At 38.8% G+C, this 19,560-nt stretch carries 16 protein-coding genes and 3 pseudogenes; 7 read left to right on the top strand and 12 right to left on the bottom strand.

Features of this window, described 5'->3' with window-relative positions; translation table 11 throughout:
* Nucleotides 1-2: 2 nt before the first annotated feature.
* Nucleotides 3-611 carry a flavin reductase family protein gene (locus P20652_RS07555; protein WP_008169543.1) on the bottom strand — a complete coding sequence of 203 codons (609 nt, stop codon included), beginning with the start codon at nucleotides 609-611 and terminating at the stop codon, nucleotides 3-5.
* A 120-nt stretch (nucleotides 612-731) separates the two neighbouring features.
* Between P20652_RS07555 and P20652_RS18355 the strand changes: the two are divergent.
* The 3 genes and pseudogenes from P20652_RS18355 to P20652_RS07560 all read left to right on the top strand — a co-directional run bounded on the left by P20652_RS18355 (nucleotide 732) and on the right by P20652_RS07560 (nucleotide 2,961).
* Nucleotides 732-2,254, top strand: a pseudogene (locus P20652_RS18355) (deoxyribodipyrimidine photo-lyase/cryptochrome family protein).
* 2 nt (nucleotides 2,255-2,256) lie between these two features.
* Entirely contained in the window at nucleotides 2,257-2,397 is a 141-nt protein-coding gene (locus P20652_RS19860; protein ID WP_008169538.1) for a DUF2256 domain-containing protein, read from the top strand.
* Between the two features lie 123 nt (nucleotides 2,398-2,520).
* Nucleotides 2,521-2,961 carry an OsmC family protein gene (locus tag P20652_RS07560; protein WP_008169536.1) on the top strand — a complete coding sequence of 147 codons (441 nt, stop codon included), beginning with the start codon at nucleotides 2,521-2,523 and terminating at the stop codon, nucleotides 2,959-2,961.
* A gap of 342 nt (nucleotides 2,962-3,303) precedes the next feature.
* On the opposite strand, the gene P20652_RS19855 is transcribed toward P20652_RS07560, so the two are convergent.
* Nucleotides 3,304-3,483, bottom strand: coding sequence for a 2TM domain-containing protein (locus P20652_RS19855; RefSeq protein ID WP_083832863.1), 180 nt, complete (start codon nucleotides 3,481-3,483; stop codon nucleotides 3,304-3,306).
* A gap of 218 nt (nucleotides 3,484-3,701) precedes the next feature.
* Here P20652_RS19855 and P20652_RS07565 point away from each other — a divergent pair, with 218 nt between their 5' ends.
* Nucleotides 3,702-4,478 carry an EAL domain-containing protein gene (locus P20652_RS07565; RefSeq protein ID WP_008169534.1) on the top strand — a complete coding sequence of 259 codons (777 nt, stop codon included), beginning with the start codon at nucleotides 3,702-3,704 and terminating at the stop codon, nucleotides 4,476-4,478.
* A 42-nt stretch (nucleotides 4,479-4,520) separates the two neighbouring features.
* On the opposite strand, the gene P20652_RS07570 is transcribed toward P20652_RS07565, so the two are convergent.
* Nucleotides 4,521-6,008, bottom strand: a complete 1,488-nt coding sequence (locus P20652_RS07570) for a dipeptidase (RefSeq protein WP_008169532.1) — start codon at nucleotides 6,006-6,008, stop codon at nucleotides 4,521-4,523.
* Nucleotides 6,009-6,344: 336 nt separating this feature from the next.
* Here P20652_RS07570 and P20652_RS07575 point away from each other — a divergent pair, with 336 nt between their 5' ends.
* Nucleotides 6,345-6,536, top strand: a complete 192-nt coding sequence (locus P20652_RS07575; RefSeq protein WP_008169531.1) for a DUF2986 domain-containing protein — start codon at nucleotides 6,345-6,347, stop codon at nucleotides 6,534-6,536.
* Between the two features lie 2 nt (nucleotides 6,537-6,538).
* Here the strand turns inward: P20652_RS07575 and P20652_RS18350 are convergent.
* The 4 genes and pseudogenes from P20652_RS18350 to P20652_RS21485 form a co-directional block, all read right to left on the bottom strand.
* Nucleotides 6,539-7,502, bottom strand: a pseudogene (locus P20652_RS18350) (TDT family transporter).
* 207 nt (nucleotides 7,503-7,709) lie between these two features.
* Nucleotides 7,710-9,884, bottom strand: a complete 2,175-nt coding sequence (locus P20652_RS07580) for a TonB-dependent receptor (protein ID WP_008169526.1) — start codon at nucleotides 9,882-9,884, stop codon at nucleotides 7,710-7,712.
* 132 nt (nucleotides 9,885-10,016) lie between these two features.
* On the bottom strand, nucleotides 10,017-10,550 hold the full coding sequence (locus tag P20652_RS21490) for a methyl-accepting chemotaxis protein (protein ID WP_370587503.1): 534 nt from the start codon (nucleotides 10,548-10,550) through the stop codon (nucleotides 10,017-10,019).
* Nucleotides 10,551-11,315 (bottom strand): annotated as a pseudogene (locus tag P20652_RS21485) (PAS domain-containing protein); the annotation flags it as partial.
* A 533-nt stretch (nucleotides 11,316-11,848) separates the two neighbouring features.
* Here P20652_RS21485 and P20652_RS07590 point away from each other — a divergent pair.
* Entirely contained in the window at nucleotides 11,849-13,042 is a 1,194-nt protein-coding gene (locus P20652_RS07590; protein ID WP_008169522.1) for an MFS transporter, read from the top strand.
* Nucleotides 13,043-13,104: 62 nt separating this feature from the next.
* On the opposite strand, the gene P20652_RS07595 is transcribed toward P20652_RS07590, so the two are convergent.
* The 4 genes from P20652_RS07595 to P20652_RS07610 all read right to left on the bottom strand — a co-directional run bounded on the left by P20652_RS07595 (nucleotide 13,105) and on the right by P20652_RS07610 (nucleotide 18,380).
* A complete protein-coding gene (locus P20652_RS07595; protein ID WP_008169521.1) occupies nucleotides 13,105-14,151 on the bottom strand; it encodes an NAD(P)-dependent alcohol dehydrogenase in 1,047 nt (348 codons plus the stop codon).
* A 150-nt stretch (nucleotides 14,152-14,301) separates the two neighbouring features.
* Nucleotides 14,302-15,015 carry a DUF1499 domain-containing protein gene (locus tag P20652_RS07600; protein WP_008169519.1) on the bottom strand — a complete coding sequence of 238 codons (714 nt, stop codon included), beginning with the start codon at nucleotides 15,013-15,015 and terminating at the stop codon, nucleotides 14,302-14,304.
* Between the two features lie 106 nt (nucleotides 15,016-15,121).
* Complete coding sequence (locus P20652_RS07605; protein ID WP_008169517.1) at nucleotides 15,122-16,462, bottom strand: DUF1501 domain-containing protein; 1,341 nt, start codon at nucleotides 16,460-16,462, stop codon at nucleotides 15,122-15,124.
* A gap of 10 nt (nucleotides 16,463-16,472) precedes the next feature.
* Nucleotides 16,473-18,380: a DUF1800 family protein gene (locus P20652_RS07610; RefSeq protein WP_008169516.1), complete on the bottom strand. Its 1,908-nt coding sequence runs from the start codon at nucleotides 18,378-18,380 to the stop codon at nucleotides 16,473-16,475.
* Nucleotides 18,381-18,550: 170 nt separating this feature from the next.
* Here P20652_RS07610 and P20652_RS07615 point away from each other — a divergent pair, with 170 nt between their 5' ends.
* On the top strand, nucleotides 18,551-18,766 hold the full coding sequence (locus tag P20652_RS07615; RefSeq protein WP_008169513.1) for a hypothetical protein: 216 nt from the start codon (nucleotides 18,551-18,553) through the stop codon (nucleotides 18,764-18,766).
* Nucleotides 18,767-18,798: 32 nt separating this feature from the next.
* On the opposite strand, the gene P20652_RS18345 is transcribed toward P20652_RS07615, so the two are convergent.
* A complete protein-coding gene (locus P20652_RS18345) occupies nucleotides 18,799-19,293 on the bottom strand; it encodes a diguanylate cyclase (RefSeq protein ID WP_237707125.1) in 495 nt (164 codons plus the stop codon).
* Nucleotides 19,294-19,560 lie beyond the last annotated feature (267 nt).

Raw genomic sequence — 19,560 nt, 5'->3', positions numbered from 1 at the left:
TTTCACAACTGCGGCCTTTTAAGCAAAAACTTATCTTTGGTTGTACTAAAGTAATCGCCGCCCATTTTGCCCACTGCATTTAATAATTCAGGGTCAATATAGCCACCACTCATCACTTCATCGTCTATACAAATACCCACTACATCCAGCAACATCATTTTTCCGCCGCCAGGCTCATTTGAAATACTAATAACTTCGCGTAACTTACATTCAAACCGTACTTTTGAATCGGCAACGCTTGGCGCATTAACTAACTTACTTGGAGCTTGCGCGATGTTAGCTGCATCAAATTCGCTTATACCACTAGGATAATTTGCACAACTTTGATTCATTTTTTCAACTAGCTCTTGGCTGACAATATTAACCACACATTCTTTAGTTGCCATTAGATTACTGAGCGTATCTTTATTCGTTTTATCACTAGGGTTTACTTGCGTAACACTTAAAACAGGTGGCTTGCAGCTAGCCACAGTAAAAAATGAATAAGGCGCAATATTCGCAATACCTTCACTATTTAATGTACTTATCCATGCGATAGGCCGTGGGCTGATACCGCCTACTAAGTAAGAGTAAACATTTTGGTTGGTATTTTCGGTGAGATCTAAAAACATACATTTCCTTTTAATACATTAAAACTAAATCTTAATTCAAGGTAGTTACGTATAGGTTTGGCTAACTCAATTAAATAACAAGTTAATTTTTATTTCTATTTAAAGCAATAAACCAATTATATGAAAATAAACATCGTGTGGTTTAAACGTGATTTACGTCTTAGCGATCATCAACCATTAAAAAATGCATTCAGTAATGGCTTACCTACCCTGTTACTTTATAACTTTGAGCCATTACTGCTCGAAGATGCACACTACAATGAGCGGCACTGGCGCTTTGTGTATCAATCAATCGTTGAGTTAAATAATCAGCTAGCGCGTTTTAACGCCTGTGTTTATATATTTAATTTAAATATGAGCGACTTACTTGAGTCGTTAAAACCGCAGTTTGAAATAGTTAATATTTTTAGCCATCAAGAAATAGGCTTAAACAATACCTTTGAGCGCGATAAAGCCATTAAAGCCTGGTGCCAGCATAACCACATTAATTGGCAAGAGTCGCAAACAGGCGCGGTTATTCGCGGCAAAAAAATCGTAATAATTGGAACGAACGCTGGCAGCAAACAATGCAAGCACCTATTGCAGTTCCTAATTGGAAGAGTATAAAAACAATTACCCTCAATAACTACCAAACACCTGAGCTACCAAGCGCTTACACGCAAGATCACGACAGCTTTCAACAAGGTGGCCCGCTGCATGCGCGAACTGTAATGCAGAGCTTTTTTGCCGAGCGCGGTAAAGGTTATCAAAAAGGAATATCGAGCCCAAGTTTAAGCCAAACACATTGCTCTCGACTTTCGCCGTATTTAGCGTGGGGGAACATTAGCCTTAGGCAAGTTTATCAAATGGCTATTGATGAATACCATTCAACACACCCTGATAAAAGAGGCTGGAAGCGCCCGCTTGCTGCGTTTGTATCGCGCTTGCATTGGCACTGCCACTTTATGCAAAAGTTTGAAAGCGAATGCTCTATGGAGTTTTTAGCCCTTAATCCGGGTTATCATGTATTTCCGTATCGCGATGATGAACGTGTGAAAAACGATATTGAACGCTGGGCACAAGGTCAAACAGGTATTCCCATTATTGACGCTTGTATGCGCTGCTTAAAAGCCACCGGTTATATAAATTTTAGAATGCGCGCCATGCTTGTAAGCTTTGTAACGCATCATTTAAATATAAGCTGGCAGCAAGCAAGCTTTCCGCTCGCTAATTACTTTTTAGATTTTGAGCCCGGAATTCACTACCCGCAAATTCAAATGCAAGCCTCGGTAACAGGTATTAATACCATTAGGCACTACAACCCAATTAAGCAATCAGAAGATCAAGACCCAACAGGCTCGTTTATTAAAAAGTGGTGCCCCGAGCTTGAAAAACTCCCTATTGAATATTTACATCAGCCTTGGGAGCAAACTCCGATGGAAGCACTCTTTAACGACTTTAAGTTAGGGGAGGATTACCCTGAACCCATGCTTGATTTAACAGCGGCCTCAAAAGAAGCACGCGAACGCTTATGGCAATACCGTGAGCGAGCCGATGTTAAACGTGCCATAGGGAAAATTCTTAGAAGGCATGTAGCAATTACGCCAAAAACAAGCCAAGTAAAAAATAAAAACAACAGTAAAAGTAACAGCAAGGCTAAGTAAGCATGGCGCACAAAAAACTAAACTTACCTCAAAAAATATGCCCTATTTGTAATAAATCTTTTACGTGGCGTAAAAAATGGCAGCGCGACTGGGATAACGTTATTTATTGTTCAGAGCGCTGTAAGCGAAATAAACAGGGATAACAATTAACTGGCGTCTATTTTGCAACATCATCAGTAATTAATGCTTTTAAGGCTTATCTAAGCTTATTTTGTAAATAACGCTTAGCTAACCTGAAAAGCTTACACTCAAGCAAGGAGAAGATGATGACGACGATCAAAAAGACGGCAAGCTCAACATGGTCTGGCGACATTAAAACAGGCAACGGTAGCATATCAACTCAAAGTGGTGCGCTTGATAAACAACCTTATGGCTTTAATACTCGCTTTGAAGGAGAGTCTGGCTCAAATCCTGAAGAATTAGTAGGTGCGGCGCACAGTGCATGTTTTAGCATGGCGCTTTCGCTTGCATTAGGTGATGCAGGTTTTACAGCAGATAAAATTGATACTAAAGCCACCGTAAGCCTTGATGAAGTAGATGATGGCTTTTCGGTAACGCATATTGCCCTTGAGGTAAAAGCGCGTATTGATGATATTCAAAACGAGCAGTTTCAAGCCTTATGTGAGCAAACCAAAAAGAGCTGCCCTATTTCCAAGCTCTTAAATACCGAAATATCACTAGATGCGACACTTCAATCAGCATTTTAAATATTTAGACTTAACTATTTAGACAGTTCCTTACTAAAAAAGCCAAGTAAGTAATTACTTGGCTTGCTTATTATAAAGAAATATCTCTAGGGCGTGTTGTTATTTGGTGGTTGAATTTGCAGCAGTGTGTTTGGTATTTAGGCAAGGCAGAGCCTATGTTGTGTGGTTATTCCCCATTAATAGGCGATAACGCAGCATAGATGCCAAACATGCGCTGCCCTTTGGGTTCTTTCTAGGGACGATTGACTCTTTGTTGCTCGGTTTTTACTTAGCCCACTAGGTTACAAACCTCACGCCGCGATTAAATCGCCCCTAGATTGAACAAATTTCAATCCACAAAAATCAACACGCCCTAGGTTTATTCCTACTCAAAGTACTTACTACAAGCCCTATTCCCATCCCAATTGCTGGCCATACTACCCATATATAACTAGGCGAAGTTAGTAAATTTATAACGCTTAGCAAAGTTAAAATAAGTAAATATCCTTTAATTTTTTTGTCTAATGTCACTGTATTGCTCATTTATATTCTCCAAGTAATGTATGTCGCTATTATTGTTTTAATAAGCAACGTACACACCTGCTAAATGTCACTAAGTGATCTGACATTAGTCATCACTTTTCATTTAATTACATAGTTATTTATTATGTATAAAAACATAAAAAGCAATACTTTAATCTATTTGTGTTAGAATCTAATCTCAACTAACCTAAACAAATAAACATAAGAGGATGAGCTAAATGAGCGAAAAATCAAAAAATTGCGAAAAAGTTACGTGTAGTAACTGTGCTGACGCTAACGAACTCGAATTTGATTTTTCAATGGCTTTTCAACCGATTATAAACTGTAAAACTAACCTTATTTATGGCTATGAGGCACTGGTTAGAGGTTTAAATGAAGAGTCTGCTTATTCTATTATTTCAAAGGTGAATGAAGACAACCGTTATACATTTGATCAACTTTGTCGTATTAAAGCCATTAAACTTGCCTCAGAGCTGGGCATAACATCAATGCTAAGCATTAACTTTTTACCTAATGCTATTTATAAACCAGAGCGATGTATACGCACCACACTAGAAGCTGCAAAAAAGTATAACTTCCCAATTCAAAATATTATGTTTGAATTTACTGAAGTAGAAAAAATAGAAGACACCGCACACATTAAACGCGTTGTTGATTACTATCAGTCTCTCGGATTTAAAACCGCCACTGATGACTTTGGTGCAGGTTATTCTGGTTTAAATCTGCTGGCTGACTTTCAAACAGATATTATCAAGCTGGATATGGCGCTAATACGCGATATAAGCAACGACAAAAAACGCCAATTAATAGTAACTCATTGCTTAAATATGTTTCGCGATTTAAACATTACCGCACTGGCTGAAGGGATTGAAACAGTACAAGAATATACATGGCTTAAAAACGCAGGTGTTGAACTTATGCAAGGGTATTTATTTGCAAAACCTAGTTTTGAAAGCTTGCCAGACGTGAATTTTGAAATAATAGGTGCTGACTAATAACCAACACCTATTTTTAGTTCTATTGCATCTAAATATAAATTACATATTACCCAGCTCTATCATCATCGCTGTGTACATACGCAAATTAAGCTCAAGTTGCTCAATGGTCATAAATTCATGCTCTGAATGACCTGTGTAGCGCTTACCCGGCATTGAAGGACCAAACGATACCGCATTATCAAACAGCTTTGCGTTAGTGCCACCACCTATTGATACAAAGTCAGCTTTTTCGTCGCCCGTAAAATGCTTAAAAATATCAAGCAGCTTTTGCGCATGCGGCGCGCTATCAAGCAGCATAGGTGTGCCAATGATTGTTTCTATGTTGGCAAGCTTTACATTGTTAGTGGCTTGCCAATTAGCGAGCGCATCATCAATTTGCTTTTGTAATACAGCTTCGTCTTTACCCATAGGGCGACGTGCATTTACAGCAAGTGTTAGCGCATTACCATCGCGCTCAATAACGGTTGGTGCCACTGTCATCGGGCCCATAAAGTCGTGCTTGTAAGCTATTTCGCCAAACTGTTTACCATGAATATCTAAACCAATTAACTGATTCACAAAGTCGATTAGCTCACCGTCACTGTTATTTTCAAGCTCCACGCCTTTAAATAACTCAGCTAAATAAGCAATGGCATTTATACCCGACTCCGGCTCTGATGAATGCCCCGACATACCTTTAACACTTATTGCTACGGCATCATTTTGCTCACTAAAGTTAAACTCAACTTTATTTAATGTTTTGGCTTTTGCTTTTAATGTATTAATAAGTGCAGCGTCTGCATTGTGAAGTACTAAGCTGGCGTCTTCTGGAATTTGGCTTCTAAACGCACCGCCAGTTACATCCTTTACATATAAACCCGTCTGTGGTGATGTTGCATTAAAAGTAGGTGCAATTAAGCTCCAGCCTTTCTCGGCAACCACTACAGGGTATGATGCATCAATCGTTACTGCATATTTGGGTTGCTCATACGTTTTCATAAATTGAGTAAGCGGACCCCAATCAGACTCCTCAGCAAGGTAAATCATCAGCTCAATTCGGTTATTAAGGGTTATGCCTTTATCTTTAATTGCTTTCATGGCGTAAAGCGCTGTTGCTATTGCACCTTTATCGTCTTCCGTACCACGACCAACTAATTTTCCCGGTTCAGATGTATCAATAATAAAAGGACTTTGTTTCCATTTGCTAGCATTAGCAGGTTGCACGTCGCCGTGGGTTACTACCGTTACTTTTTCGCTTTGCTCGCCCATTCCAATTAAAACGGTGTAGCCTAAATCTTGGTAGTCAAAACCAAGCTCTGCGGCTTTCATTTTTAACAGTGCTTTAAAGCCAATAAAATCGGGATTTTGAGGGGCTGTAATGTCGCTTTTATTAACGGTCGGAAAAGCCACTAAGTTAGTTAGTGTGTGTATTTGAGCATTTTGGTAGGTATTTACTGCGTAATCGGCAACGCTATCAATATTTTTATTTAACTGCGCATGAGCACCAAACGCAAATAAAGCAATACTGGCTAAAGCTAACTTTTTCAAAACAATTCCCATTTAATTAATAACTAAGAGCGGTAATTATAACGCTATGAAGCGCTTACTTATAGCTCTTTACGCTAAACACGCAGGTAACTTAAGGTAAATAACCTGAACTCTGGATAGTAAATCTATCTCAAGCAGCTATTTTCAGCGCTAACTGCGTTGAATTTACTTGCAATAGGCCAGCTATTGACGCGTAAGTTCGCCTTGTTTTCACTGAAAATCTCTGGCTAGAGAAAATAATTTTAAATATCACTATAGTTCAATACGCTGGTAAATCTCTTACCCAGAGTTCATGTTAAATATTTATATAGCAGCTTTTATGAGGATGACTGTATAATGCGCGACTTAAAATTAACAGGGTATTTAATTGTGAACCGTCGTAAAAAAATCGTCACTAAATTTCAAAAGAAAGATAAACGCACTAACGCTAAACTACATAAAAGCAACAAACCTGGTTATGTGTCAAAAGCTGAGCGCGAAAAACTAGCTGAACAAGAAAGTAATGAGCCAGAGGTAATCCAAGAGTAACTTTACGCTACCCGTTGCTTTGATAATTTAAAGTGGCAAAAGTACCGACCACTTACATAACAGACCACTGCCGTGGCAACTATAAGTTCAAACGTAGCTAAGTAATTAACTGTATCTACATATGGTATTGCGAGGTTTATACTTTGCATCCAGTCTTTCATTTTAAATAATGCAGTTGCCCCAATAACCATTGGAAATGTAAAAGCAGCGTAGCTCGGCGTAAAAGGTCTGCGTAATAACTTTATAAATAACACATAAACAATCAGTGTTTTTATTATCGCTAATATAAATAATGCGCCCACTATAACAAGTGATGGATTAGCTACAATATGAAAATACCCCGCTAATGTTAAACTGGCAGGCGCAGCTAAAATGGCAAGTGTTGGCTGTATTTCGTAGTCACTTTTTAATGCTAATAAAAAACGATAAAACATAATTGGCAGCATTATGGCGTACGTTGATATACCAATAACTAGTGCACTATAAGCTAACCACGCTAATGTCAGATTTCCTAGAAAAAGTAACATCTGCAATAATTATCCCCACTGGTGGCACAAACCAACTGGGCGCCATATCTTCAAAATTAAACTTTTTTGCTCGCTGGTATAAAAAACTCACCAAAAATATGAGATGCAGCGCAAAAGCTAACACCCACATAACATCGCCAGCTAATGGGTTAAATTGCCCAACTGAGTTTGAAATAACAAGATTAGCCATTGCAAATGTAGGGATCACACTTCCTGCAACTGGGTGTGCTAAATCGGCTTTTAATAAATGAGGGTGCAGTAAAAACTTAGCAGCCAAAAGTAAAACTAATACGCCAGCGAATACCGCTCCCAAAAATTGCCCTTGGGAGTTTAAATTAAAAACGTTTTCCCATGTCCATCCCATACTAGCAATACCCAAAGCTAAACCGGCCATAGCTGTTGGCGCACCCATCACTTTATTTTTAAATTGCTTAAACACTGTATTTCCTAATTATTGGGTGATGGACAAGTTACTGCTTTTTACTGCGCTGCCTTAAAATAACGCTGTAAAGTTAATACCAGCGCGACTAATAGAACGCTTTTTGCGTACTAATATTTCATAAAAATAAGTTTACGGCTTACATATTAAAGCGCATAAAAAGCCATAACATAGTTATGGTCTTTTTTATTTTAAAATTTAGTTTAGTTAAAACGCGTAACTCACGCTTACATTATATGAACGACCCTGCCCAGCAAGTTGTTCAAACCCATTGCTGCTATCTTGTTTAAGTGCTGCAATGCTTACACCACCTAGTGGAAGTTGGTAGTACTCATCAAACACATTACTCACTTCTGCGCTTAGTGTTAATGCATCCCATGTTGCTTTAGAGCTTAAATTAACCAGGCTGTAGCTGTCTGTTTGGTTTTCAAAACGATTATTATCTACTCGGCTTTTAGTATCTACCCATTGCCAAGATAATGCGTTTTCAAATCGACCTATTTGCTGGCTAATACCTAGCTGGGTTTGCAGTGGTTTAATTTGATAAAGCGGCTGGTTAGTATCGTCGCGCTTGCCTCTCGTATTAGTAAGATTAGCGTGTAACTGCCAGTTACCTAATTGCTTAGATTCATAAATGTTGGCTGTTAAATCTATTTTTGCACCATACAAAATAGCATCTACATTAGTAAACTGAAAAATGTTACGCGCTGTATTGTCTAAATCATAACTATTGAAGCTTCTTACAATATCAGCATCAATATAGTCACTCACATCTGTATACCAAACATTGGTGCTTAATCGCCAACGGTCATCTTTAGCCGATTTAATATAAGTAGCACTTATTGTATGCGCTGTTTCAACGTCTAAATCAGGCTTACCAATATAACCATTACCATCGCCATACCAACCAATCATGGTGGTTGCCATGGTACTTACACCCCAACTGTATCGTTCATATAAATTAGGCGCTCGGTTTTTACGGGCAAGACCAAATTGCAGCTCATCATAATTTGTTATTTGATAGTTAATTAATAAGTTAGCATCAACTATAGTGTCGGTTTTATCTCTGTCGCCATCATTAAAGTTCTGTGCAGCAACAGTATTATCTGTAGACGTATCGCTCATGGTCATACTTCCCATACTTCCCATGCTACCCATGTCGCTCATATCGTCCATATCCGTCATACTCATACCATCGTTGTAAGATTGAACCTCTCCAACTTGGGTATTAATACTTTCAATACGCACGCCTGCGTTTAACCATAATTTTGTATTTATTTGGCTCTCAAATTCAGCAAATGCGGCTATCCGATCTCGTTTACCGTTATTTATATTTACGTAATCGTCTGGTCCCATCATGGTTGAGCCTTCAATACCTGGCCACCAATCATCAATGCTGTAATTGTAATATTCTTGAGCGAGTAAAATGCTGCTGTTTTTATCAAGTGCGATACGCCATTTAAGCTGCGTACTTATATCTTGTGCGTCGGTTTTCATTGGCATCATGCCTGTTTTTTCTTCACTGAAAAAACCCATTTCGTGCTTTACGCTATGCCAGTTAACTTGCCCTTCAAGCTCGCTGTTACCAAAAGAGCGTTTGTATTGAGCTATTGCACCGTAACTGGTGTTATCGGTCATATCCATATACTGATTTGCAAATCCCTGATACGGGATTTTTTGATGGGTTAGCTTTATCACTAATTGCTGCTTATCATCGCGTATAGCTGCGGTTAAACTATGATTTTGTGCTCGATACAATGTATCTAATACTACATCGCCGTTACCGTCTTCATAGCTATCTACATCACTAAACGAGCCTTGGTAATTTAGACTAAACGTTTCACTTGCTAAACGAGCACCTAAGCCAAGTTTACGTCCGTTATCAACGCTACTGTACTTTGCTGACACATAGCCTGAGTGCCAACCTAATTCACTGCTATCGCTATACTGTGGTGAAATAGAATTTACGCTTATTACGCCAGCAATATTATCGCCGCCCGCGCTTACTGGCGACACGCCTGCAACCACATTGTAAGACGTAATTTGATTAGCCGAAATATACGAAAGAGGCGGATTCATATGATTAGCGCATGCAGCGGTAACATCTGTACCATCAACTAACACTTTAACTCTGTCGCCCATTAAACCATTTAAAATAGGTAGATTAGATACGCCGCCCGCCGCTGAAAAATCGACACCTAAATCACTTAATAACGATTCTGACGAACCAAGTGCTAGATGCTTATTTTGAGCATGTCCGTGAACCTCAATAACTTCTAAGGAGGTGTTGTCTGCAAAGACTGCAGGAGGAAGTATACTGCTTATTAAAAAAGTCAAAGGAGTAAATAAATGTGTGATTGGAGTATTGCTTAAATCTGCCATTTTATAATTATGCCACTGTAATAGTTGAACTAATTATAATCTGTGAGGCTATATTAAAAGCGCGACAAATTGTCGCACTTTATCAATTTAAAATGTTGTTAGGTGTGTTTAATCGAAAAGTTATATAATAAACTACACATTTAACTGAGATACCGTTTGAGAAACAAGATCAGCCCCACTTTCAATCTCTTTAATAACGCCTGACACATCAGCAATAAGCTCCCTTCCCTGTTTTGAAGAATCTGAGACTGACATTATTTGCTCTGATATATGGTTAGTTAGCTCTTGGTTATTTTTAACAACACTTGCTATTTCATTAGTTGAGCGACTAGTACTGGCTGCAAGTTGCCTGACTTCATCTGCTACTACAGCAAAACCTCGCCCGTATTCACCTGCACGCGCAGCTTCTATTGCTGCATTAAGTGCCAGTAAATTAGTTTGATCAGCAATGCTACTGATTGTAGATACTATTGAGCCTATTACCGCTGACTGCTCATTTAGATTTTTTATTAAATCTACCGATTTAAGCACTTGGCTTACAATTGCGTCGGAGTTTGCAACAGCGCTTTGCAGTATGTCAGAGCCTTTCTTTGCTGTACTCGCTGTGGAAATTGCCGACTCATGCGCAATTGCAGACGCTTCAGCCACTGCATTATTATGATTCATACGCTCAGTAATATCCGACGCAAACTTAATTATTTTAGTAACATTACCTTCGTTATCTAAAATTGGGTTATAAGTTGCTTCTAGCCAAATTTCTGAACCATTTGCAGTAATACGCTTAAATTTTCCAGACTTAAACTGCCCCTGCGCTAATTCATTCCAAAAGTGTGGATTTTCTTCATAAAATACGTTTGTGCAAAACATTTTATGATGCTTACCCATAATATCTTTTAAACTATACCCAATTGTTGATAAAAAATTTTGATTCGCCTTTAAAATATTACCCTCTGGGGTGAACTCTATTGTAGCTAAGGCTTTATCAAGTGCATTTGCAATCGCTTCTTGTGCCTTTCTTTGCACATAAACAGTTGTAATATCTGAGGCTATTTTAATAATTTTGGTTACTACCCCATGCTCTTTCACAGGAAAATAAGTTGCCTCAAGCCAAAGCTTATCGCCATTGGCTTTGTATCTTAAAAAAGATCCTGCCTTAGAGTGACCTGCCTTTAAATCCTGCCAAAATTGGCTATATTCATTTGAACTTGCGTAATCTCTTTGACAAAACATACGATGGTGCTTACCCACTATTTGCTCTTTGCTATATCCAATGGCTGCTGAAAATAATTGGTTTGCGTCTAAAATTATTCCTTCAGGTGTAAATTCTATATAAGCCACATGCTTATTAATTGCCGACAAAATAGATTGCTTTTGAATTAATTGAAGTTCCAATTCTTCAATCTTTGCGTTTTTTTGGGAAATACCAAACATATTTAGATAGCCTTAAGGAAATATTTAACTTAAATAATCTACGCATCAGAATTTCAATGCGTTTTAAATATAGACAAAAATAAGCGCTTAGACGATTAAACATGCAAATTTTAAGGTGGGATGATCTTTTGAGATTAATTGACGGCTATTCACTTTTCAGCCAGCGTTAACCTAAATCGTAAGATTATCACCCGTCAATAGGCGATAACAAAAAATAAATAAACGGCGCACAGTGGGTTTTATTAAAAAGCGATTAAACACTTTTCAATTGAGCAAATTTAACCCTAAAAGTTATATACGCCCTACTGTATTTATAAGCTGTTGCAATGTGCCACCCTAATTAAATAACATAAATAGTATTTATTATAATTCTATGCATGACGAAGTATGTTTTTTAACTTAGTATAACTGCTTCTTGTATTCCCCCATATTCATACGCAAAACGTCTTAGCTTTTACATAACGCAACTGATTTTCGTATTTTATTGTTGCTTTTATTTATGTCGTTTTACTCCCAATTTTTAAAGGATTTTTATGGCATCTGATGTAACGTCGGCATCAAGTCAATCTAGTAGAAGGGCTATTTTACTCGTTCTGGCTCTAGGTACGTTCATTTTAGGGTTATCGGAATTTTCAATGATGCCTATGCTACCCCTTATCAGCGAAACATTTGGCTCAACGCCCTCGCAAAGTGTCTACGCTATTAGTGCCTATGCAATGGGTGTTGTAGTGGGCGCACCTATTTTAATGCTAACTACAGCAAATATGAGAAAACGCAAAGCTTTACTCATATTCATGAGTTTAATGTTCGCTTTTAATGGGCTGAGCGCAATGGCAACGTCGCTTGAGCAGCTTGTCATATTTAGATTTTTAAGTGGCCTGCCACACGGTGCTTACTTTGGTGCGGCTATTTTATTAGCATCAGATATTGCCCCAAAAGGTCAGCGTGCCAGCTTTATGTCAAAAGTGTTTATGGGATTAACTGTTGCTACCATTGTGGGCGTGCCTATTGTTACGCTCGTTGGACAAAATTTAAGTTGGCGATATTGCTTGGCTGGTGCTGCAGTACTGGCCTTTATTGCTTTTATTTTTGTTTATAAAGTAGTTCCAAATATTGATAACGCTGAACCTTCCAACTTACTAAACGAGTTTGGTGTACTAAAAAACAAGCTTGTATGGTCTATATTAGGCATTGTAATTATTGGGTTTGGCGGGGTGTTTTGTATTTATACCTATATTGCTGATACCATTTTAGATGTCACTAAAACAGCCCCTTATACAATATCTATTGCAATGGTAATGTTTGGTATAGGCTCAACTTTAGGTAATTATGTGCTTGGTAAAGCCGCCGATAAGTCAGCAATTAAAACCACTGGGTTGGTTCTTGTTTGTACCACTGTATTTGCGTTTGCCTATGTAACAGCAAGCCATAATATTTGGATGCTTTATGCAGTTATATTTTTTATTGGTTGTAGTTTAGGCTTAGCAACACTGGTACAGACATTACTAATGGACGTATCGCCTAATGGGCACGCCATGATTGGCGCGTTAGTGCAATGCGCGTTTAATGTTGCCAATGCGATTGGTCCTTGGGTTGGAGGTATTGCAATAGCGCAAGGAGCTGCGCCTAATCAAACGGGTTATGTTGCAGCCGCTTTATTTGTTGGTGGGTTTATTATGTGGATCTTGAGCTACCTTCAAATGAGCAAAAAAAGCACCGCTATTTAGGTTTACTAGCTTAAATAAAAAGAGCTACTAACTATAGGCAGCTCTTTTTACTTAATAGTTAACTATTCAATTAACGAAGCCATATCAATAACAAAACGATATCGCACGTCTGACTTTTCCATACGCTCGTATGCTGTATTGATTTCATCAATATTGATCATCTCACACTCTGGCAACACATTATTTTCACCACAAAAGTCGAGCATTTGTTGCGTCTCTTCAATACCGCCAATAAGTGAGCCTGCAATACGACGACGACCCATTAATAATGGCACTGTGTTTAGCTCCTCTACAGGACCCACCTGCCCAACAATAATTAAAGTACCATCTACATCAAGTAGCGGTGTGTATATAGATAAATCATGTTTTACAGGTACGGTATCTATAATGACGTCAAAGGCAGATTGCGAGTCTTTCATTTCGTCATCGTTCGTTGAAACTAAGTAATGCTGAGCACCGAGTTTAACGGCATCCTCTTTTTTAGATTCGCTACGCCCAACAACAGTAACAATTGCGCCCATTGCTACGGCATTTTTAACCGCCATATGGCCTAAACCACCTAAACCCACAACGCCAACACGGCTGCCTTTTTTTACACCCCATTTATGAAGCGGTGAATAGGTTGTAATACCTGCACAAAGTAGCGGTGCTACGCGAGAAAGGTCTAAATTTTCTGGCACGGAAAGTACGAATTCTTCGCGAACGACAACATGTTTAGAGTAACCACCTTGAGTCATTTCGCCGCTAACTCTATCTTTACCTGCATAAGTGCCAACCATGCCCTCTCGGCAAAATTGCTCTTCATTATTGTCGCACTGATCGCAACTTTTACATGAGTCAACCATACAGCCTACACCAACTGTATCACCTTGTTTGTATTTTTTAACGTCACTACCTACCGACAAAACTTTGCCTACAATTTCGTGACCAGGCACTAATGGGTAGTCACTGCCGCCCCAGTCGTTTCGTACAGCGTGTAAATCAGAATGGCACACACCACAGTATAAAATTTCAATTTCTACATCGTTATTTCGTAAATCGCGGCGCTCAAAAGAAAATTCTGATAGTTCAGAACCTTGGCTTTTTGCTGCATATCCTACTGTTTTCATAATAACTCCATAGTGGCTAAAAATTTAAATCACCTGCAGTGTGCAACACCTGCTGTGAATACAAACTGACAATATAAAATAGACACAAAAAAAGCCCAAACAGTGTTTGGGCTTAGTCGCTAAAACTTGTAACTTATCCGTTAAACTTAATTACTTTGTAAGCACTGCATTAAGCTCATCAATTAGGGTATGAATACGCTCAGCATTTTTACCTAAATCACTGCGTCCCACGCGAGATTTGCTGCGAATATCAACAAAACGTTCGCTGCCTTCATCAACAATACGTACAACTACATCGTCTTTAAAGCCAAACCATGTTGTTGTATCAGTAGCTTCTAAAATACCTGTAGTCGTATTTGCGCTTACTACCGCAAAGCCAAGGTTTTTAAATGCTTGTTCGCTCGCTGTCATTAAATCGGCTTTCGATTGTGCAAAGCTTAACGTTACCAGCTCAGGGTATGCTTTGCGTTGTTGTATTGCCGTTTCTTCACCCGCATATTCTACCGGGTTAGATGCATTTGCACGCAGTGGTGCAATTGCAACAAATTTTGGTGGGTTAACTAAATCGGTTGAAATGTCATGGATTGCCGGTACACCTTCAGCCTTATTCATCATGTTAAGTGGCATAGCAATAGCCACAACCGAAAACACAAGTGCAATAACCCCACTACTTAGCGTTAACGTTTTACGCATAAATAACGCCTGCACTATAAGCAGCACCAATGCGGCACCACCAGCGTAAACGCCATATTTAAAACCCGCAAACGCAATTCCTAATTCTACAATACCAAATTTATACAAAGGCCCAGGCAGTAAGACGAGTAAAAAAGCGATTAAACTAACTAAGCTCACTAAAACTTTCATTTTATGATTCCTATATTGTGTGATTTTTATTATTAAAACAGATAAGCACTATTAACCAGTAGCTTATACTGCTAACAAGTGCTTTTAGATTACCATTAGCAGCTAATTAAACAAAAAAGTCCAATGTTGTTTTATCAAAGTTATTTAAGTTAGGAAAAATATCAACTAACTCAGAGCTTGGCACACCAAACCACTGAGCTAATGTGGCAAAGTACTGCTCATTAGCAAAACGTGGAATTAAACGCCCGCCACCGGTGTCTTGTGGGCCATCCAAATGTTGAGTTAGCAACTCACCATATATATTACCGCCTTTCACTGCACCACCCATTACTATTTGATTTCCTGCCCAACCATGGTCAGTGCCATCACCATTTGAGGTCAACGTGCGACCAAAATCAGACATAGTAAACGCAGTCACTTTATCAGCCATATCAAGCTCTTTCATCGCACTGTCAAATTCACTAAGCCCTTGGGCTAACGTACTTAATAATGCAGGATGTGTATCAAGCTGATCATCGTGGGTATCAAATCCACCCATAGATACAAAAAACACTTGGCGCTGAGTACTTAATTTTGACTGCACACTAATTGTTTTAGCGACCGCCGCTAATTGCTCCGATAAACTCGTATCACTAAATGACGTAATTAACTCTGGCGCTGTCTCGAGTGCATTATTCATCGCTTGGGTATTGTTAATAGCCGACTTAAAATTATTAGCATAAGCCCCACTAAGCGGGTGCTGAGTATTGCCCATTATACGGTTCATTATGTTAGTAACGTGATCTGTACGAGGCTTGTAGCCACCAAATGCGTTAATTTTACTGATACCGCTTTTATTAAGTGCAAATGCTTTTGTTTGATTACCCGTTTGCCAAAGGTTTGTGCCATCGAGTGATATATTTGCGGCAAACTGTTCTTGCTGCTCCAAACGCTCTAATAAACGCGCCCCCCAGCCACTGTTTAACGATTGTTTTTCACGCCCGTACATCCACGCTGCCTGCTGATCATTATGCGAAAACAAGTGCTTAGGAAGCACCACTGCTTTATTTTTATAGTCATCAATAGTAGTCGGAGCCAGTAAGGTACCAAGCCCACCAACGAACGCTAAATTAGAAGAGTCAAAGACATTTTTAATTGCAGAAAGTGATGGATGTAACCCCACTCCACCCGCAAACTCAGTTGTACTATTGAGCGCAATAGGCGAAGTCACAGCAAGGTTTTGCCTGCTTTGCTCATATAAGCTACGTTGCTCACCTTCTAATGGAACCAGCATATTTAACGAGTCATTACCGCCATATAAAAATATGCATACCAAGGCTTTATAGTCACCCAGTTCAACGGCATTTGCTGATCCTGTTAATGCTTGAAGTTGTAAGCTGGTTAATGCTGCTGCCGACACGCCACCTTTTACACACAAAGACAAAAACTGCCTTCTGTTAATGCTCATTATGTATCTCCTAGTACTGCAAATTAAATTCAGGTGAAATAGCAATCATATAAAGCAAATACGATACCCGTTCTCGATATTGGTCATCATCAAAGTACGCATCTAAATCAAGCAATGCTTGGCGAGTATCGGTACTCATTGACCCTGCAAAATATAACGTGTTGTACTGATCAAGTAAGGCATTAACACCTTCATTTTTTAGGTCATTCATGTCGTTTTTAATATATACGTACAATCCGCTAGGGTCTAAATCAGTGTGCCCTTCTGCTGCGCTCCATACTAAATCGGCAAAGTGCTCATTCATGGTGCCTATTAGCGTGGCATCGCCTGCAATTTGTAGCTCAGGGGCTACTAACTCATCTTCATGTAGTTGAGCAGGCTGGTAATCGGGTCTAAAAAAGTTAAATACCGATGGTGAACGCATTGGTCCTTGTCCGTAATTATCAAGCAAGCTCCATGTTCTGTAATATCCCTCTAAAGATTTTGCATCAAGATTACGCCAAAACTGCACTGTTTTTAATAAAGGCTCTTTTAGTTTTCCTTGATAACGTAAAACAGAGCCAAAGTGGCGTGCTTCGTCATCCAAATAAATTGCTCTAATAACAGCCGCTAAATCGCCGCGCACACCATTGCCATTATCATTAAACACATTCGCCACTCGCTCAATGTATTGAGGTGTTGGGTTTGATGTAATTAAACGTTGAATAAGCTGCTTAGTGATAAATGGCGCAACATTGGTGTGGTTAAATAAATTATCGAGCGCTATTTGCAATGACTCTTCGGGTCCGTAGCCCTGCGGAATAACTTCATCATTTAAAAGTATTTTTTGCTTACTTGAATGGTACTCACTAAACGCTTGCATTGGCTTAATATAGTCATTACTTTTACGCTTAAATGTTTCGCTATTTGCAAATGTCCAGCCTGTAAATACGCGTGCAAAACCTTCAATTTGAGCTTGTCCATAAGTGGCAATAGTATTGCCTTGAGCATCAAGCTTTGCAGTGCCATTTGGGTTTAGCTCCTCAAGCCCGATGGTAAATAACTGCATTACTTCACGTGCGTAATTTTCGTCTGGACGTATATTAAGCGCATCGTCTGCTTTTTCGTTACCTAAATGGCTCAAGTAAGTGCCCATAATAGGCGAAAGTGTTATATCCTCTAGTAACTCTCTGTAATTGCCAAAAGCATGTTTAAGCAATAAATCATAGTAGTTAATCATCCCCTCAGGCTGAGCACTTAAGCCGCTATTTGCATCTGACACCACTAATATTTCGCTAAGTGCAAATGCAACCCGCTGACGAAGCTGATCGTCACTACGCAATGTGGCTTTCCACCAGCCATCAATACGGTTAATATACCTAAATTCATCCTCACCTTCGCTTTTAACTAAATAATCACGATGGTACTCAATTGGCATTGCCATTTGGCTTTCAAGCCATTGCTGCTCACTTAACCCTTGCGCCTTGCGAATTTCGCTAAGTTTGGGCCCCATGCTTCCTTGGTGCAGTAAACGTGCTGTAGCAAATTCGTCCATCGAGTTTCTAGCAACAAAGCTAAGCGTTTTTACATTGGTTGCCCCTTCGTTATCGGTTGCCGTTACACTAAAGGCGTATTCAATTGGTGCATAGCTCAACGCAGGAGGAAGATTTACTGTTACAGAATTTGCGCTTATTGGTCCATCAAGTACTTTATGCCCAACAGTTTGCTCCCATATCACACTCGTGATTGTTCCGTCATTATCACTCGCTGTTGCTGATAATTGAATAGTTTGATTTTTAGTTATATCATTTCCAATATTTGCTATTGATAATATTGGTATTTTATTTCCGTTAATAGTTGGCGTATCATCTGAGCCAGAACCACCACAGGCACTGAGTAATAAAACAGAGCTTGCCATTAAAATAGATTTATAATTCATGTAAAGTCGTCATCGTCTTTTAATAAAGGTACGTTAGCGTGTACCGAGTTTGATGTATTTATTGAAACACAAAATTTACAATTTAACCCTTTATTTTTTGTAATCAAAACTTAACTACCCCCAAAAACGCACATACTGCGGGGGTTAAAATTAGCCAGAGCCTTATTATTATGAAAACAGAAATTAGCTATCGTTTTGAATCTTCACAAGTTGCTAACCGATTTTTACACGAGCTCAAAGACTGGCCAGTTAACGATGTAAAAGCGCGCCTTTTTAACGGCGGCGATAGCGTAAAAGTAAGCTACAACTACGATGAAAGTGGGTTTGATTACACCATTGCAGAGCTTGATGACCTTGCCGAACAACACGGCGGAAAAGAAGTTTAAAGCGCAGTAATAAATTAAAAATGTAGCCTTAACTATATCGATTTAGTTAAGGCTTTATTTCTACCCGCATTTTTTGCTTTATAAAGCATAATATCAGCCTCTTTAATTAAAGATTTAGCGACTATTTTTTCACTGCTTATTGCATCCCCTGATGCAAATGCACAGCCAACACTAACTGTTAAAAACTCACTTACTTTTGACGCTTCATGGGGCAAATTTAAATTGTTTACGTTTTGCAGTAACTGCTCAGATATATCAATAAACGTTTCATAGGCGAGTTGTTCAAACAAAACAATAAATTCCTCTCCTCCATAACGAGCAGCCATACCATTATTTGCTTGTGCTGTGTGCTTTAAAACATCAGAAAGAGCTTTTAACGCGGTGTCACCTTCTTGGTGGCCGTATAAGTCGTTATAATTTTTAAAGTAATCTACATCAACCAGCATTAGTCCTATTGTGCCTTTGTCCTGTTTAGCACGTAGCCATTGCGTTGTAAAAATCTCTTCAAAAGCACGCCTATTATAAATTTGTGTAAGCTCGTCTATTTTGCTGATTTTTTCGAGTTGCTTATTTTGTTTTTTTACCTTTTTATTAACGAGTTAAAACCATTTATTAGTACGCGCATTTCTAAAAACTGTTTTCTAAATTTAAGTGGTTGTAAGTCATTTTTAAGCAGCATTGAATTGATAGCAGACGCACCATAAATAAGCGGAGTAATAAAAAATTTATTTACTATATAAAAGCCAAGCAAAGACACTAAAAAAACAATATTAAATAATTATTAAGTAATAGAT

Origin of the sequence: Pseudoalteromonas sp. BSi20652 (genome assembly GCF_000239855.1) — a bacterium.
GTDB lineage: Bacteria > Pseudomonadota > Gammaproteobacteria > Enterobacterales > Alteromonadaceae > Pseudoalteromonas.
The sequence above is the reverse complement of the archived record's forward strand: the minus strand, read 5'-3'. Positions and strand labels throughout refer to the sequence as shown.

Coding starts and splice junctions, on each gene's coding strand:
- P20652_RS07555 (WP_008169543.1), bottom strand. CDS start 611: ATGTTTTTAGATCTCACCGAAAATACCAACCAAAATGTTTACTCTTAC.
- P20652_RS19860 (WP_008169538.1), top strand. CDS start 2,257: ATGGCGCACAAAAAACTAAACTTACCTCAAAAAATATGCCCTATTTGT.
- P20652_RS07560 (WP_008169536.1), top strand. CDS start 2,521: ATGACGACGATCAAAAAGACGGCAAGCTCAACATGGTCTGGCGACATT.
- P20652_RS19855 (WP_083832863.1), bottom strand. CDS start 3,483: ATGAGCAATACAGTGACATTAGACAAAAAAATTAAAGGATATTTACTT.
- P20652_RS07565 (WP_008169534.1), top strand. CDS start 3,702: ATGAGCGAAAAATCAAAAAATTGCGAAAAAGTTACGTGTAGTAACTGT.
- P20652_RS07575 (WP_008169531.1), top strand. CDS start 6,345: ATGCGCGACTTAAAATTAACAGGGTATTTAATTGTGAACCGTCGTAAA.
- P20652_RS07580 (WP_008169526.1), bottom strand. CDS start 9,884: ATGGCAGATTTAAGCAATACTCCAATCACACATTTATTTACTCCTTTG.
- P20652_RS21490 (WP_370587503.1), bottom strand. CDS start 10,550: ATGAATCATAATAATGCAGTGGCTGAAGCGTCTGCAATTGCGCATGAG.
- P20652_RS07590 (WP_008169522.1), top strand. CDS start 11,849: ATGGCATCTGATGTAACGTCGGCATCAAGTCAATCTAGTAGAAGGGCT.
- P20652_RS07595 (WP_008169521.1), bottom strand. CDS start 14,151: ATGAAAACAGTAGGATATGCAGCAAAAAGCCAAGGTTCTGAACTATCA.
- P20652_RS07600 (WP_008169519.1), bottom strand. CDS start 15,015: ATGAAAGTTTTAGTGAGCTTAGTTAGTTTAATCGCTTTTTTACTCGTC.
- P20652_RS07605 (WP_008169517.1), bottom strand. CDS start 16,462: ATGAGCATTAACAGAAGGCAGTTTTTGTCTTTGTGTGTAAAAGGTGGC.
- P20652_RS07610 (WP_008169516.1), bottom strand. CDS start 18,380: ATGAATTATAAATCTATTTTAATGGCAAGCTCTGTTTTATTACTCAGT.
- P20652_RS07615 (WP_008169513.1), top strand. CDS start 18,551: ATGAAAACAGAAATTAGCTATCGTTTTGAATCTTCACAAGTTGCTAAC.